The sequence below is a fragment of the Ruminiclostridium papyrosolvens DSM 2782 genome, from assembly GCF_029318685.1.
GTDB classification, from domain to species: domain Bacteria; phylum Bacillota; class Clostridia; order Acetivibrionales; family DSM-1351; genus Ruminiclostridium; species Ruminiclostridium papyrosolvens.
Genome location: NZ_CP119677.1, coordinates 1,338,020 through 1,351,621 on the forward strand (window position 1 = coordinate 1,338,020; position 13,602 = coordinate 1,351,621).

Genomic DNA, 13,602 nt, shown 5'->3' on the forward strand with positions numbered 1-13,602 from the left:
AACATGTCATGAAGATATGGAATCGGGCAAGGAGCCTTAAAAAAATATTATGTTTGATGTTAGATATAAACTAGCTTAAAGCTAAAGTGAAAAGATGCCAAGAAGGTATGAAGTTATGCAGAAGCATATTCATTATTTCTTGGCTTTTTTGTGTGCAAAAATAAAAAATTTAAAGGGAGAGCAAAATGAACTTTAGAAAGTTTGCAGCAGCATTAATTATTTGTGCCATTACTGTTACCGGGCTTTCAGCATGTGGTGGCAATAAAGAAACATCTTCAAGAGAAAATAGAATTAAAAATAGCGAAATAGTTGTAGCGATAGGTTCGGAGCCCGAGTCGGGGTTTGATTCCACTACGGGGGGGCATGGCTCGATAACAAAGGTGCTTTTTTCCACACTATTCAAAAGAGACAAGAAGCTAGGATGGGAAAACGATTTGGCTGCCGGATACAAAGTATCCGATGACAAGCTGACGTGGACGGTTACTCTCAGAGCTGCCAAGTTTACTGACGGAACTTCAGTAAAAGCTGAGGACGTTGTTTATACATATGAAACAGCTAAAAAAGCAGGTGCTGATATTGATTTAACTATGATTGAAAGCATTAAGGAAGTTGATGCTAAGACGGTTGCCTTTAAATTAACCAGACCTTATTCACCTTTTCTTGAGAGGCTTGCTTACCTTGGAATAGTACCAAAACATGCACATGATGACAGCTTCAAGGACAATCCGGTTGGTTCGGGCCCATACAAGTTTCTACAATGGGATAAGGGACAACAGGTTATTGTAGAAGCAAACGATAAGTATTACGGAGAAACTCCCAAAATCAAAAAGCTTACAATGGTGTTCATGGAAACAGATGCAGCTTTTGCAGCTGTCAAAAATGGGGATGTGGATGCAGCACAAATAAATGGTACTTTGGCTAAACAAAACGTTGAGGGCACTCAAATAGTTGATATACCAAGCATTGAATGTTATGGAATTTGCTTTCCCATGATACCCAATGAGGGAAAGAAAGCAAAAGACGGTGCTGTAATGGGTAATAATGTTACCAGTGACATTTCTATCAGAAAAGCACTTAATACTGCGGTTGACAGAGAAAAAATAGTAAAAGGCGTGTTGAACGGCTATGGCAGCGTTTCTACAACCGGACTTGAAAAGATGCCGTGGCTAAATGAGGAAACTGTGTTAACAGCTAAGGAATATGCCAATGTGGAGGCCGCAAAAAAAATACTGGCTGAAGGCGGTTGGTCAGACAGCGATAAGGATGGCATAGCAGAAAAAGACGGAAAGAAAGCAGCCTTTGATTTACTTTATACTGATGGTGTATACAGACAGGAAATGGCCCTTGAGTTTGTCAATGTGGCAAAAGAAATAGGAATTCAAGTTAATTTAAAAAAGACCACATGGGATACTATTTTGCCTGACATCCATCAGCAAGCGGTATTCTATGGCTTCGGCTCAGGTGATCCGTCCGAATTGTATAACCTCTATTACGGCGGAATTGCCGGAGGCTCAGTAGCCTGGGATAATTCCGGCTGCTATGACAATACAGTAGTTAATGAAAACATAGACAAGGCACTTGCTGCTAAAAATGAAGCAGAAGCTATTACATACTGGAAAGCACTGCAATATAAGGCTTCAGCTAAGGAAGATGCTCCTTATTGCTGGCTTGCAAATGCAAACCACGTATATCTTGCTGCTAAAGGTTTTTCTTTTGGCAATCCAACAGTACAGCCTCATGGAGGAAGAATATTCGATAATGTAGCTGAGTGGTCATGGCAGTAAAGGTTATTTACTGACAGCTTGGACAGAGGAGGAGAAAAGTGGCAAAAAGTAATAGTATAGGAAGGTTCCTGACAAAAAAGATTATAAAATTCATTACACTTTTGGTAGCGGTTTGTCTGGTTACCTTTATACTTATGGAATTATCTCCCATAGATCCGGTTACAGCTTATGTTGGTGCAAGTACAAAAGTAGGAGCAGAGCAAAGAGCCTTGATAGCAGAGCATTGGGGGCTGAACAAGCCCCCTGTTGAACGCTTCTTGGCATGGTTTTCGTCAATACTTCAGGGGGACTGGGGAACGTCTATGATTTATAGACGCCCTGTTCTTGAGGTGATAGGACAAAAGTTTTTGTCTTCACTTGCTCTAATGGGTATAGCTTGGATTTTATCAGGGGTTGTGGGTTTTGTTCTGGGAATAGTAGCAGGCGCAAATGAAGGAAAAACAATAGACAAGATTATTCATACCTATTGCTATATATTAATCTCAACGCCTACTTTCTGGCTGGGAATATTATTCGTTATGATATTTGCTGTCTCACTGGGATGGTTTCCTGTTGCATTAAGCGTTCCAATTGGAACTGTTGCAAAGAATGTAAGCTTAGCTGATAAAATCAGCCATATTATTTTACCTGCCCTTACACTCAGCCTGATAGGAATATCTAATATATGTATGCATACAAGACAGAAGGTTATAGAGATATTTACAACGGATTATGTATTATTTGCAAAAGCACGTGGTGAGAACAAGAAAAGTATCATATTCAATCATGTTGTAAAAAATGTTTCATTGCCTGCAATCACTCTTCAATTTCTGTCTTTTAGCGAATTGTTCGGAGGAGCAATATTTGTTGAACAGGTGTTTTCTTATCCCGGACTTGGACGAGCCGTGGTTCAGGCTGGTTTGAAGGGTGATTTACCACTGCTTATGGGGATTGTTATTATCAGCCTGTTATTTGTGTATACAGGCAATACTATAGCAGATTTATTATACAGAGTAATTGATCCTAGAATCCGGGAGGCGCAGAGGGGTTGATGGAAAGAACAGACAATATTGAAATTACAGATAAGTCGGCACGGTTAACATTTGGAGTAAGAGAACGGATTATTGCATCCACAGCTGCTTTTGGAATACTCCTGGCAGTGGTGCTGATTGCAGGAAATCTGATAAATACAGACTCCCTGAGAGTAAATTTAGGAAACATATTTGCTTCGCCAAATACGGAGCATCCTTTTGGTACTGACTGGGTAGGCAGAGATATGCTGCTTAGAACAGTAAAGGGATTAAGTTTGAGTATGAAAATTGGTATGTTATGCTCTCTAAGCAGCGGATTTATTGCGTTGCTTCTGGGGGTAGCAGGACCAATGTTGGGCGGCAAAGTGGATTATGTCATCTCGTGGCTCATTGACTTAGTATTATCAGTACCTCATACATTAGTTGTAATATTGATTTCAATAGCTGTGGGTGGAGGACTAAAAGGTATTGTAATAGGAGTTACCCTTACACACTGGACTTCCCTGACCCGTGTAATCAGGGCGGAAGTAATGCAAATAAGGGAACTTGAATATACAAAGATTTCAAGACAATTTGGCAAAAGCAGTTTTTATATAGCCAAGGAACATATTTTGCCACACGTAATCCCACAGCTTGTGGTTGGAATTGTTTTGGTGTTTCCACATGCAATTTTACATGAAGCATCAATAACCTTCTTAGGCTTCGGATTACCTCCCCATGAACCTGCAATAGGTGTCATACTGTCGGAATCAATGAAGTATCTGACCTCAGGAAAATGGTGGTTGGCGTTTTTTCCGGGACTTAGCTTGGTTTTGATATCCATGATGGTAGACTGCATAGGCAAGAATATAGAAAAGCTGATAAATCCAAAGACTGCGTACAAGTAGGAGAATGAAATGGATAAAAAACCGATTTTGCAGGTAAGCAATCTGGGAGTGTCTTTTTCACAATATACAAAGGGACTTCGAAGACAAAATTTAAAGGTAATAACTAATCTTGATATAGAATTGTACCAGGGCAAAATATTGGCAGTAGTCGGTTCCAGCGGTTCGGGGAAAAGCCTGCTGGCTCATGCCATACTTGATATTTTGCCGGACAATGCCGTTACAGAAGGGGAAATAACCTATAAAGGCAAGCTTCTGACTAAAGAAGAACAGAAAAAGTTACGGGGTAAAGAAATAGTTCTCATACCACAATCTGTAAACTACCTGGACCCATTACAGCAGGTAGGAAAACAGGTAGGTATATCTGTAGCGGATAAGAAAAAGAAAGATAGTATTGTTTCAAATTTATTCAGTAAATATGGACTTGGAAAGAAAGTTGAAAGCTATTATCCTTTTCAATTATCGGGAGGAATGGTCAGAAAAGTGCTGCTGTCTACGGCACTGGCCTCTGATGCAAAAGTAATTATTGCAGATGAACCGACACCGGGGCTTGATGAAGAGGCATTAAGTGAAGTTCTAAAGGATTTCAGAGAGTTTGCTGATAAGGGCTGTGCAATACTTATGATTACTCATGATATACAGGCAGCTCTTAAAATTGCAGACAGTATTGCAATTTTTTATGCAGGGACAACTCTGGAAGTTGCAAGCGTATCTGATTTTGACAGAACAGGAGAAAAGCTGAGACACCCCTACACAAAGGCATTGAACAGAGCGTTGCCAAATAATGAGTTTGTGCCGTTGGAAGGTTCTCAGCCCTTGCCCAACGAGCTTCCAAACTGCTGCCTTTTTTGGGACAGATGCCAGAAAAAAGGAGTAAGGTGCGGCGAAGAAAAACCGGATTTTCAGGAAATCCGAGGTGGAAAGGTAAGATGCTTTTATGCGACTTAGAGCAGAGAAAATAAATTTTAAATATAACAAGGAAAAAAATATTCTAAAGGATGTTGATTTTTATGTTGAGAGTGGCGAAATCGTGGGCTTGGTAGCACCCAGCGGTTATGGAAAAACCACTCTTGCAAAAATTCTGGCAGGATATGAAAAGCCTCAAAGCGGAAAGGTTATATTGGAAGGCTGCCAACGCAAAAAAAGAGATTACAATCCTGTACAATTGATTTTCCAGCATCCTGAGAGAGCTGTAAATCCCTTGTGGAAAATGAGCAAAATCCTTAGTGAGTCAGGTGAACCCTCCAAAGAATTAATGGATGCTATGGGAATTAAAGAAGGATGGCTGAACAGATGGCCTACAGAATTATCCGGGGGAGAACTTCAAAGGTTCTGTGTACTTCGTGTATTAAATCAAAAGACCAAATTTATAATTGCCGATGAGATGACTACAATGCTCGATGCAATTACACAGGCACAGATATGGAGAATTGTTCTTAATTATGCCGGAGAAAATAATATTGGTGTAGTTGTTATAAGCCATGAACAAGCTTTAGTTGCCAAAACTTGTGAGAGAGTAATTGATTTAGGAAGGAGGTGAGCGCGTATGTGCGGACCTAACAGCGACAGTTTGATAACTGAAATTGTTGTCGCAGCTGTCAGTAATGAGAAGTTCTTTGAAAGCATGACAACCGAAGAAAAAGTTAAGTCGGTAGCAGAATTGTATAAGTTGTTACAGCATGCAATTGAAGAGCATGAGCACCATTAAAAAAGTCGTAATGCCTATAAAATTTTATTGACTTAAATTTTGGCGTTATGATATATTAATCTAGTAAATAAAGTCATGAAGACTTTTGAATGATTAATATATTTGTGTTTTGTTATTATAAACCTTGGGATGAACCCAAAAAAGAAGCTAAAGAACTAGCTCTTTTTTGGGTTTAATTTTTTCGAAATTCACTGTTTATTGAAAGGGTGGTTTTACTATGCATATTCCGGATAATTATTTAAGTCCGTCAACCTGTGCGGCTATGGGGGCAGCTATGGTTCCGGTGTGGACAATAGCAGTAAAGAAGGTGAAAGAGGAAGTATCAAAAGTAAAAATACCATTGTTGGGAATAGGAGCAGCTTTTTCATTTCTAATGATGATGTTTAATGTACCGCTCCCCGGAGGAACAACAGGTCATGCAGTAGGAGGAACCTTGATTGCCATACTGCTGGGACCATTTTCAGCCTGTATTTCGGTTACAGTCGCATTGCTTATTCAGGCATTAATGTTTGGCGATGGAGGAATACTCGCCTTTGGTGCAAATTGTTTTAATATGGCCTTTGTGCTTCCATTTATCGGTTATTTTATTTATAAATTCATTAAAGACAGGGTAAAGTCGGAAAAAGGCGAGTATATCGGAATTATACTTGCTTCATATTTTGGTATAAATATTGCGGCTTTATGTGCGGCAATAGAATTTGGCATACAGCCGGTATTATTCAAAAATCCGGCAGGTCAGCCTTTGTACAGCCCGTATGCTTTAGGAGTTTCAATACCTGCAATGACAATACCCCATCTGCTGGTTGCCGGTATAGTGGAAGCCTTATTTACTGTTGTAATATTTGCATTCATTAAGAAGGTATCTCCCGGTACAATATATGAAGGAGCTAAAAAAAAGACAAAAGCTATTTATGGCTTGATAATTGCATTAATCTGCCTTACGCCCCTTGGACTTCTTGCTACGGGAACAGCTTGGGGTGAATGGGGTGCGGACGAAATAAAGGATGTATTAACCGGAGGAAAATCCCTTGGATTTGTACCTGAGGGAATGAAAAACGGGTTTAATTTTGAGTCAATTATGCCAGACTATACTATAGGTGGGCTGCCTGAGATTGCCGGATATATTTTATCTGCTGTAGCAGGTGTTGCAATCTTGATTATTTTGTTTAAAATTATAGGTAGTATTAAGAAAAGCAAACCCGGGAGCAATAATGAATAATACACAGGACTTAGCAGGCGGAAATATGCCTGAATGGTTATTAACTGAAAATGTATATGTACCTAAATCTGATAAGGATACTTTTATAAACAAAAGTATCCTGTCTTTGTTGAGCCTGATTTCAAGAATCAGAAGTCAAGGGGGATATAATAAAGAAACGCTCAAAGTAAGTGCAGTTTTGAAAGTCGCATTAACTTTTTTTCTTATATTATTTTTATCACTATCACGCAGCTTCACATTTATAGTAATTGTAAACGTATATCTTCTGTCAGTATTAAGCATGATGAGGGCGGAAGATATTATTAAAATTCTGAAGGCTGGTTTTGTTGTTGCTGCATTTACATTTGTAATACTATTGCCGGCAGCTTTTTGGGGAAACTATTACAGCATAAAAATGATTACTCCCAAAGTTTTTGCAACAGTTATGGCTGTTAATATTATTTCACACTCAACGAAATGGAACAATATCACTAACGCACTGAAGGCTTTTTTCATACCGGACATATTTATACTGGTTTTGGATATAACAATAAAATATATTCTTCTTTTGGGAGAATTTTCACTGAATATGCTATATGCGTTAAAACTCAGGTCAGTAGGTAAAAACAGCAGCAAATACACGGCATTATCGGGAATTGTGGGGATAATGTTCATTAAATCAAAAGAAATGTCCGAAGATATGTACAGTGCTATGGAGTGCAGGGGCTTCACCGGAGAATACAAGGTCAATAGAAGGTTTAAAATCACTTTTTATGATATTATATATATTGCAATTAATACTATAATAGCTTTTCTATTTTTCTATATAAAATGAAATGTATAAATCAGTTTGGTATATATCCAGTAGCAGAGAGGTAAATTCTAATGATTGAGTTATCCAAGGTAACATATTCATATTCGGGTATCCCGGCATTAAATGATATAAGCTTAAATATAACAAAGGGTGAAGCAATAGCCTTGATGGGCCCCAACGGAAGCGGTAAATCCACTGTATTAAAGCTTATCAACGGTATAATATCTCCTAACAGAGGCAGTTACAGGTTCAATTCTGAAGAAATAACCCATAAAAAGCTTCAGGATGCAGAGTTTGCAAAAAGTTTTCACCAGAAAATTGGTTTTGTATTTCAGAACTCTGACACTCAGCTTTTTTGTGCAGATGTATATGATGAAATAGCCTTTGGCCCACGACAAATGGGCTTGAGCGAGAGTGAAACTGACAAAAGGGTCAATGATTGTCTGGATTTATTGAATATTCAGGATTTTAAGCACAGACCACCATATCAATTAAGCGGAGGAGAAAAGCGAAAGGTTGCTGTTGCTTGTGTGCTGTCACTGAATCCGGAAGTACTTGTACTGGATGAACCCATGAACGGCCTTGACCCAAGAACTCAGAGATGGCTGGTAGAATTCCTTGTAAAGCTGAATAAAGCAGGCAAAACATTAATTACATCAACTCATAATCTTGAACTTGTACAGGAAATTTCGTCCAGAGCCATATTATTTGATGAAAATCATAAAATAGCGGCAGATATGCCAACCGCTGAACTTTTGGAGAATATTGATTTGTTAAAAAGTGTAAATCTTGTTGATGAATATTATCACAGTCACGACGGGAAAGACCACAGGCATTTCCATATTCATAATCACAGCTTATAAGGCTTGGCATATGGAAGTTATTTAAATAAAGAGGGTAAGCTATAGGTCGGCATAAATGACTTGAAGCTTAGGCTCTTTTTTAATATCTTTTTGTAATAAGTACAATGCTAGGGTAAAATACTTTTAGCAGATAGGATTTATTTTATGAGTTAAAGAAACAGCATGGCTGACAAATATATGAAACACAGGTATAATTGAAATAAATAGTAAATAATCCTGTAATAAGATATTATTTGCTCAGTGGTAATTATAACAGGTAATAATTAAAATTTATCTAATGGAGTGGGCTGCAAATTGGATGAGACTTTAAAAAGTAAAATTAAATACTTTGAGAATATTCCTGCTGTTCCGAATAAAGACAGGATATTATCAAGACTGGGCTATCGGAACGGTGTTACTGAGCTAAAGGCAAGTGACTTATCCTTAATAGAGGACTGTATTAAACAGGGAACTTATCTTTGTCAACCGTCGGGAGCTTATATAAATATACCTATAAAGGAAAAGAGCGTATCCGGAGTTGTGCTGGACAACAACATTAGCTTAATGAGTGAAAGTCTGTCAAAGCTTTTAAAAGATAGTCACAGCGTTATTCTTATGGCAGCCACTGTAGGACATGAAGTATCAAAAAAAGTTTTTACTGAAATAGAAAAAGGCAATGCATCAGCGGGACTGATTCTTGACTCGGTTGCATCCCAAACTGCAGATGCTGCACTTGACTGGCTTGTTCAGATGCTGAACAAAATGCTTATAAGAGAAGGTAAAAAACTAACTAAACATAGATACAGTCCAGGTTTTGGGGATTTGCCGCTTTTATATCAGAAAGATATTTTTGAAGCTCTGGAGCTTTTCAGGCTCAATATGGCGCTTACCGAAAAGTTTATGCTTATTCCTGAAAAATCGGTTATTGCCATTGCCGGAGTAGAGGATAAAGGAGAATTGAATATATAATGGATAAAGTGCAATTTAAAAAACTTGTTTCACAAAAAATACAAATACTTGATGGTGCCACCGGGACTGAACTCCAAAAAAGAGGAATGCCCACAGGTGTTTGTCCTGAACAGTGGGTGATAGAAAACCCTAATGCAATAAAGGAAATTCAGAAGGCTTATATAGATGCAGGCTCAAACATAATTTATACTTGTACCTTTGGTGGAAACAGGGTAAAACTTGAGGAGTTCGGGCTGGGCGAAAGAACCTTTGAAATTAATCAGAGGCTTGCACAGCTTTCCAAAGAAACAGCAGCAGGAAAATGTCTGGTTGCAGGTGATTTAGCTTCCACGGGAAGATTTATTAAGCCTCTTGGTGATATGTCTTTTGAAGCATGTGTGGACATATATAAGGAACAGGTACAGGGGCTGCTGGCAGGGGGAGTTGACTTATTTGTTATAGAGACAATGTTGGATATACAGGAAGCCAGAGCTGCCCTATTAGCTGTCAAAGAGAGCTGTGACTTACCTGTGTGTGTAAGCATGAGTTTTGACGAAAGTATGAGGACACTTACGGGGACTGACCCGGTTACTGCCCTAATAACTCTTCAAAGTCTTGGTGCTGATGCAGTGGGCTGTAATTGCTCTACAGGGCCTGAACATATGGTGGAAATAATAACCAGAATGAAACCATACGCCAGAGTACCTCTTATGGCTAAACCAAATGCAGGCCTGCCAAAGCTTGTGAATAATGTAACTGTTTTTGACATGGGCCCTGAAGAGTTTGGCTCTTTTGCAGAAAACTTTATACAAGCAGGTGTAAATATCATTGGGGGTTGCTGCGGAACTTCGCCGGAGTATATAAAGGAGCTTTACCGGAACTGCGGAGATTTAAAACCACGACATTTTGAGTATAGTGAATATAGTGCAATAACATCATCCGCCAAAACGGTGTTTTTTGGTATTAATAAACCTGTTGCAATTGTTGGAGAGAGGATTAACCCAACTGGTAAGAAAAAACTGCAGGCAGAGCTAAAGGAAGGCTCAACTAACGAAATAAGAAGATTTGCACTTGAACAGATGGAAAAAGGTGCTGATATTCTGGATGTAAATGTAGGTATGCCCGGCATAGATGAGAAGGAAGTAATGCTAAATACAGTAAGACTGCTGGGGAGTGTTTGTGATGCTCCGTTGTGTCTGGATTCTTCATCTCCTGAGGTGCTTGAGGCTGCATTACGAATCTATCCCGGACGTGCTCTTATAAATTCAATATCTCAGGAAAAAGTAAAACTTGATAAATTATTGCCGGTAGCCGCAAAATATGGGGCAATGTTCATACTCCTTCCGTTAAATGATGAGGGAGTTCCCGAAAAGGCTATACAGAGACAGGTTATAGTTCAAGAGGTGTTCAATCAGGCTTCTGATTATGGCTATAAAAAAAGTGATATTGTGGTAGACGGACTTGTTATGACTGTTTCCTCAAATCAGGAGGCAGCACTGGAAACCTTGAAGCTTATACAATGGTGCAGAGAGGAATTCGGATGTGGAACCATTGTGGGACTTTCCAATGTATCTTTCGGTTTGCCTGAAAGAGGTTGGGTGAACGCCGCATTTTTGTCAATGGCTATTGCTAAGGGACTTACAATGGCAATTGCAAATCCCTCCAGTGATTTGCTTATGTGCATTAAAATGGCCTGTGATGTTATTATGACAAATGACGTAAACAGCAGAAATTACATTTCATATTTTAGCAGCATGGATAAGCCTGTTAAGGATGGAAATGAAAAAAAGGAAGCTGAGAAAAAAACCTGTGACAAAATTTTTGACGCAGTTTTAAATGGTGACAATGAAGGTATTGATAAGCTTATAGAAAAGGCAATAGCAGAAAAAACACCACCTCAGGATATTGTTGATATATATTTGATTCCTGCAATTAATCAGGTAGGAAAGCTATTTGATGAAAAGAAATATTTTCTCCCTCAGCTTATTCAAAGTGCTGAAACAATGAAGTCCGGCTTTACATTTTTAGAGCCTCTGCTAAAACAAAAAGGTGAAAAAGAAGAGAAAGAAGATATTGTTGTTGTTATAGCTACAGTAAAAGGAGATATTCATGATATAGGGAAAAACATAGTCGGATTAATGCTTCGAAACTATGGTTTCAAAGTACATGACCTTGGAAAGGACGTAAGTGCAGAGAGAATTATAGACGAAGCGAAGAAATTAAAGGCTCATATAGTAGGTCTTTCTGCCTTAATGACTACCACAATGGTAGAAATGGAGGAAGTGATTAAACTTGCAAAAGAGAAAAATGTAGGCTGTAAGTTTATGATTGGCGGAGCAGTAGTAGATGACGATTATGCAAAAACCATTGGAGCAGACGGATATTCGAAAGATGCCTATGAGGCAGTAAAGCTTGCAAAAAAACTTTCAATTAAACAAGCTGCAGAATGTAATTAATTATATGAACCTATACTACATCTATTAGTAAAAAATATCAAAAAAGATAAAATTTACATGACAAATTGCACGTAATATTATATAGTTGATATTAGAAACTATATGTGAGAAACTAAATATGTAAAAACTAAATATGAAAAACAGGTGTCGGTTGTGTTGAAAATACTGAACATGAACCGGTGAAAAGGGAAGTTGGGTTTAAAATCCCACGCGGTCCCGCCGCTGTAAAAGAGGAGTTTCTTTCAAAGTACCACTGGAAACGGGAAGGTGAAAGGAATAATGATGCTTGAGCCAGAAGACCTGCCTGTTATTTTGTACCATAGACTCTACGAACGATAGGGGGTGTACTTAATTGGTTGATTCCATGAGCCTGAAAAAGGATAATCCGAATGGTAAGCTGTCTGAAAAGGAAAAAAAGCTTGTAAGGATTCTTCGGGGGATTGACTATGGTGAAGTTAAAATTATTGTACAGGGTAATCAGCCTGTACGGATTGAAGAACTCACAAAGTCAATTAAGCTTTAGAAGTTGACGGATTATTATCTTAAAATTCATATGTTATTTTGCGCTTTATACCATATTTATTAATTTGAAAATGGGATAGCGAATGCAGAAATGTCGACAACTGCACGGTGCTGATCGAAAAACGGAAGCATTACCTCACAAAAAAAGAGGTAGTGTTTTTTTTATTGCTCCGTGGAAGATTTTTTGTAAAAGGGAGTGATATATCTGAAGGCAGAAAATTGCAGTCAGAAAATCCAATCTCAAGAGTCTTTAAAGTCAGAAAGCAGGGATTTAGAACTAGCCGGACGGCAAAAAGACTTATGCAGAGAATATATTAAGCTTTATAAGAAGAAAAGTGATGAGCAGCTTTATCAGTACCTTCGTGACATTGCTGACGAGCTTGGCAGGGTGCCAAAAAAGTCAGAGGTTCCGGCTTTCGGGTATATCAAGTCCCGTCTGGGAAAATGGCCGAGAATTCTGGAGGATGCAGGAATCAAGCCTGTTCGAAAAAAACTGCTTGAAGAAATAGAACCAGAGTAACTCTGGATAACAAACGTACCTACGTGGTGTAATGTTGATTGCGATGAACCATTGGCCGGTTAAGAAAACTAATGGAGGTAGAACAGTGAGAAAAAATTTCAAAAAAATATTATGTCTGGTTATGATGGCGGCTATTATTTGCACAATGCTTACAGGAATAGCATTTGCAGCAGATCCAATAACTGTAACAGTTAGAATTCAGGGCTACAGTGCAGGTGGAAACGGCGGCTCAATTTTAAATGAATATCAGGTAACACTTAACGATTCAACTGGCTTTACAGCATACGATGCGCTGAATAAGGCTTGCGGCGATAAAGCTATAAGCCATATTGCATTAGGAAGCGGTGCGAGTACATATGTATCCAGTATCGGAGGTCAGACAGAAGCATATTTTACACCTAATTCATCCTATTATTCGGGCTGGATGTTCAGGGTATGGAGGGGGGCTTCTCCTACAACCGATGAACTTCCTTCCTATAGCTGTGGAGCTTATACAATGCAGAATGGTGATAAAATGACCTGGTATTATGCAATTCCGGCGGAGTCTTTCTATACCTGTATGAGCAACTACACAAGTATACAATCCTCATATAATGAGGGGAGTTCTTTTAATGTAAATGTAAAGGCTCAGAAATTTACGGATATATATAATTGGATACTTACAGGCTTTAACGACCTTTCAGGGGCAACTGTTAAGCTTGTAAGAGCCTCAGATGGTGCGCTTATGGCAAGCGGTACTACAGGCACAAATGGTAATGTATCAATAAATGTGCCTCAGGTAACTGAGAATACCCCATGCTATTTATATGTAGATAACAAGTTTTTTACTACGGGAGCTTTAAACACCGGACTGCAATATGTCCACTCTTGGAGTAAAAGTGTAACTATTAATAATGTACCATAAAAATTAAGACTT

Annotated in this window: 14 protein-coding genes and 1 riboswitch; all 14 genes read left to right on the top strand. The window is 38.6% G+C overall.

The window, feature by feature from the left end:
- Window positions 1–185: 185 nt before the first annotated feature.
- Window positions 186–1,784, top strand: a complete 1,599-nt coding sequence (locus P0092_RS05965; RefSeq protein ID WP_004617116.1) for an ABC transporter substrate-binding protein — start codon at window positions 186–188, stop codon at window positions 1,782–1,784.
- A gap of 38 nt (window positions 1,785–1,822) precedes the next feature.
- Window positions 1,823–2,815, top strand: coding sequence for an ABC transporter permease (locus P0092_RS05970; RefSeq protein WP_004617118.1), 993 nt, complete (start codon window positions 1,823–1,825; stop codon window positions 2,813–2,815).
- On the top strand, window positions 2,815–3,681 hold the full coding sequence (locus tag P0092_RS05975; RefSeq protein ID WP_004617120.1) for an ABC transporter permease: 867 nt from the start codon (window positions 2,815–2,817) through the stop codon (window positions 3,679–3,681). Before P0092_RS05970 ends, P0092_RS05975 begins: the two co-directional genes overlap by 1 nt.
- A gap of 9 nt (window positions 3,682–3,690) precedes the next feature.
- Window positions 3,691–4,626: an oligopeptide/dipeptide ABC transporter ATP-binding protein gene (locus P0092_RS05980; RefSeq protein ID WP_004617122.1), complete on the top strand. Its 936-nt coding sequence runs from the start codon at window positions 3,691–3,693 to the stop codon at window positions 4,624–4,626.
- Window positions 4,616–5,218, top strand: a complete 603-nt coding sequence (locus P0092_RS05985; RefSeq protein WP_004617124.1) for an ABC transporter ATP-binding protein — start codon at window positions 4,616–4,618, stop codon at window positions 5,216–5,218. Before P0092_RS05980 ends, P0092_RS05985 begins: the two co-directional genes overlap by 11 nt.
- 6 nt (window positions 5,219–5,224) lie before the next feature.
- The gene (locus tag P0092_RS05990; RefSeq protein WP_004617126.1) at window positions 5,225–5,386 is read left to right on the top strand and encodes a hypothetical protein; all 162 of its coding nucleotides are present in this window, start codon (window positions 5,225–5,227) and stop codon (window positions 5,384–5,386) included.
- Between the two features lie 217 nt (window positions 5,387–5,603).
- Entirely contained in the window at window positions 5,604–6,605 is a 1,002-nt protein-coding gene (cbiM, locus tag P0092_RS05995) for a cobalt transporter CbiM (RefSeq protein WP_004617127.1), read from the top strand.
- Window positions 6,598–7,419, top strand: coding sequence for an energy-coupling factor transporter transmembrane component T (locus tag P0092_RS06000; RefSeq protein WP_004617128.1), 822 nt, complete (start codon window positions 6,598–6,600; stop codon window positions 7,417–7,419). Before cbiM ends, P0092_RS06000 begins: the two co-directional genes overlap by 8 nt.
- A 50-nt stretch (window positions 7,420–7,469) precedes the next feature.
- On the top strand, window positions 7,470–8,261 hold the full coding sequence (locus P0092_RS06005; RefSeq protein ID WP_004617129.1) for an energy-coupling factor ABC transporter ATP-binding protein: 792 nt from the start codon (window positions 7,470–7,472) through the stop codon (window positions 8,259–8,261).
- Window positions 8,262–8,555: 294 nt separating this feature from the next.
- Window positions 8,556–9,209 (top strand): hypothetical protein, encoded by a 654-nt coding sequence (locus tag P0092_RS06010; protein ID WP_004617130.1) that lies wholly within the window; start codon window positions 8,556–8,558, stop codon window positions 9,207–9,209.
- The gene (locus P0092_RS06015; RefSeq protein ID WP_004617131.1) at window positions 9,209–11,644 is read left to right on the top strand and encodes a homocysteine S-methyltransferase family protein; all 2,436 of its coding nucleotides are present in this window, start codon (window positions 9,209–9,211) and stop codon (window positions 11,642–11,644) included. The genes P0092_RS06010 and P0092_RS06015 overlap by 1 nt, the downstream gene beginning before the upstream one ends.
- Window positions 11,645–11,769: 125 nt before the next feature.
- A riboswitch (cobalamin riboswitch) is annotated at window positions 11,770–11,966 on the top strand.
- Between the two features lie 30 nt (window positions 11,967–11,996).
- Complete coding sequence (locus tag P0092_RS06020; RefSeq protein WP_004617132.1) at window positions 11,997–12,167, top strand: DUF2292 domain-containing protein; 171 nt, start codon at window positions 11,997–11,999, stop codon at window positions 12,165–12,167.
- Window positions 12,168–12,362: 195 nt separating this feature from the next.
- Window positions 12,363–12,686 (top strand): homing endonuclease associated repeat-containing protein, encoded by a 324-nt coding sequence (locus P0092_RS06025; RefSeq protein ID WP_004617133.1) that lies wholly within the window; start codon window positions 12,363–12,365, stop codon window positions 12,684–12,686.
- 85 nt (window positions 12,687–12,771) lie between these two features.
- Window positions 12,772–13,590: a DUF4430 domain-containing protein gene (locus tag P0092_RS06030; RefSeq protein ID WP_004617134.1), complete on the top strand. Its 819-nt coding sequence runs from the start codon at window positions 12,772–12,774 to the stop codon at window positions 13,588–13,590.
- The last annotated feature ends 12 nt before the right edge of the window (window positions 13,591–13,602 follow it).

Excerpts from the sequence above, each read along its gene's own strand:
- P0092_RS05965 (WP_004617116.1), top strand. The coding sequence starts at position 186 with ATGAACTTTAGAAAGTTTGCAGCAGCATTAATTATTTGTGCCATTACT.
- P0092_RS05975 (WP_004617120.1), top strand. The coding sequence starts at position 2,815 with ATGGAAAGAACAGACAATATTGAAATTACAGATAAGTCGGCACGGTTA.
- P0092_RS05980 (WP_004617122.1), top strand. The coding sequence starts at position 3,691 with ATGGATAAAAAACCGATTTTGCAGGTAAGCAATCTGGGAGTGTCTTTT.
- P0092_RS05985 (WP_004617124.1), top strand. The coding sequence starts at position 4,616 with ATGCGACTTAGAGCAGAGAAAATAAATTTTAAATATAACAAGGAAAAA.
- P0092_RS05990 (WP_004617126.1), top strand. The coding sequence starts at position 5,225 with ATGTGCGGACCTAACAGCGACAGTTTGATAACTGAAATTGTTGTCGCA.
- cbiM (WP_004617127.1), top strand. The coding sequence starts at position 5,604 with ATGCATATTCCGGATAATTATTTAAGTCCGTCAACCTGTGCGGCTATG.
- P0092_RS06000 (WP_004617128.1), top strand. The coding sequence starts at position 6,598 with ATGAATAATACACAGGACTTAGCAGGCGGAAATATGCCTGAATGGTTA.
- P0092_RS06005 (WP_004617129.1), top strand. The coding sequence starts at position 7,470 with ATGATTGAGTTATCCAAGGTAACATATTCATATTCGGGTATCCCGGCA.
- P0092_RS06015 (WP_004617131.1), top strand. The coding sequence starts at position 9,209 with ATGGATAAAGTGCAATTTAAAAAACTTGTTTCACAAAAAATACAAATA.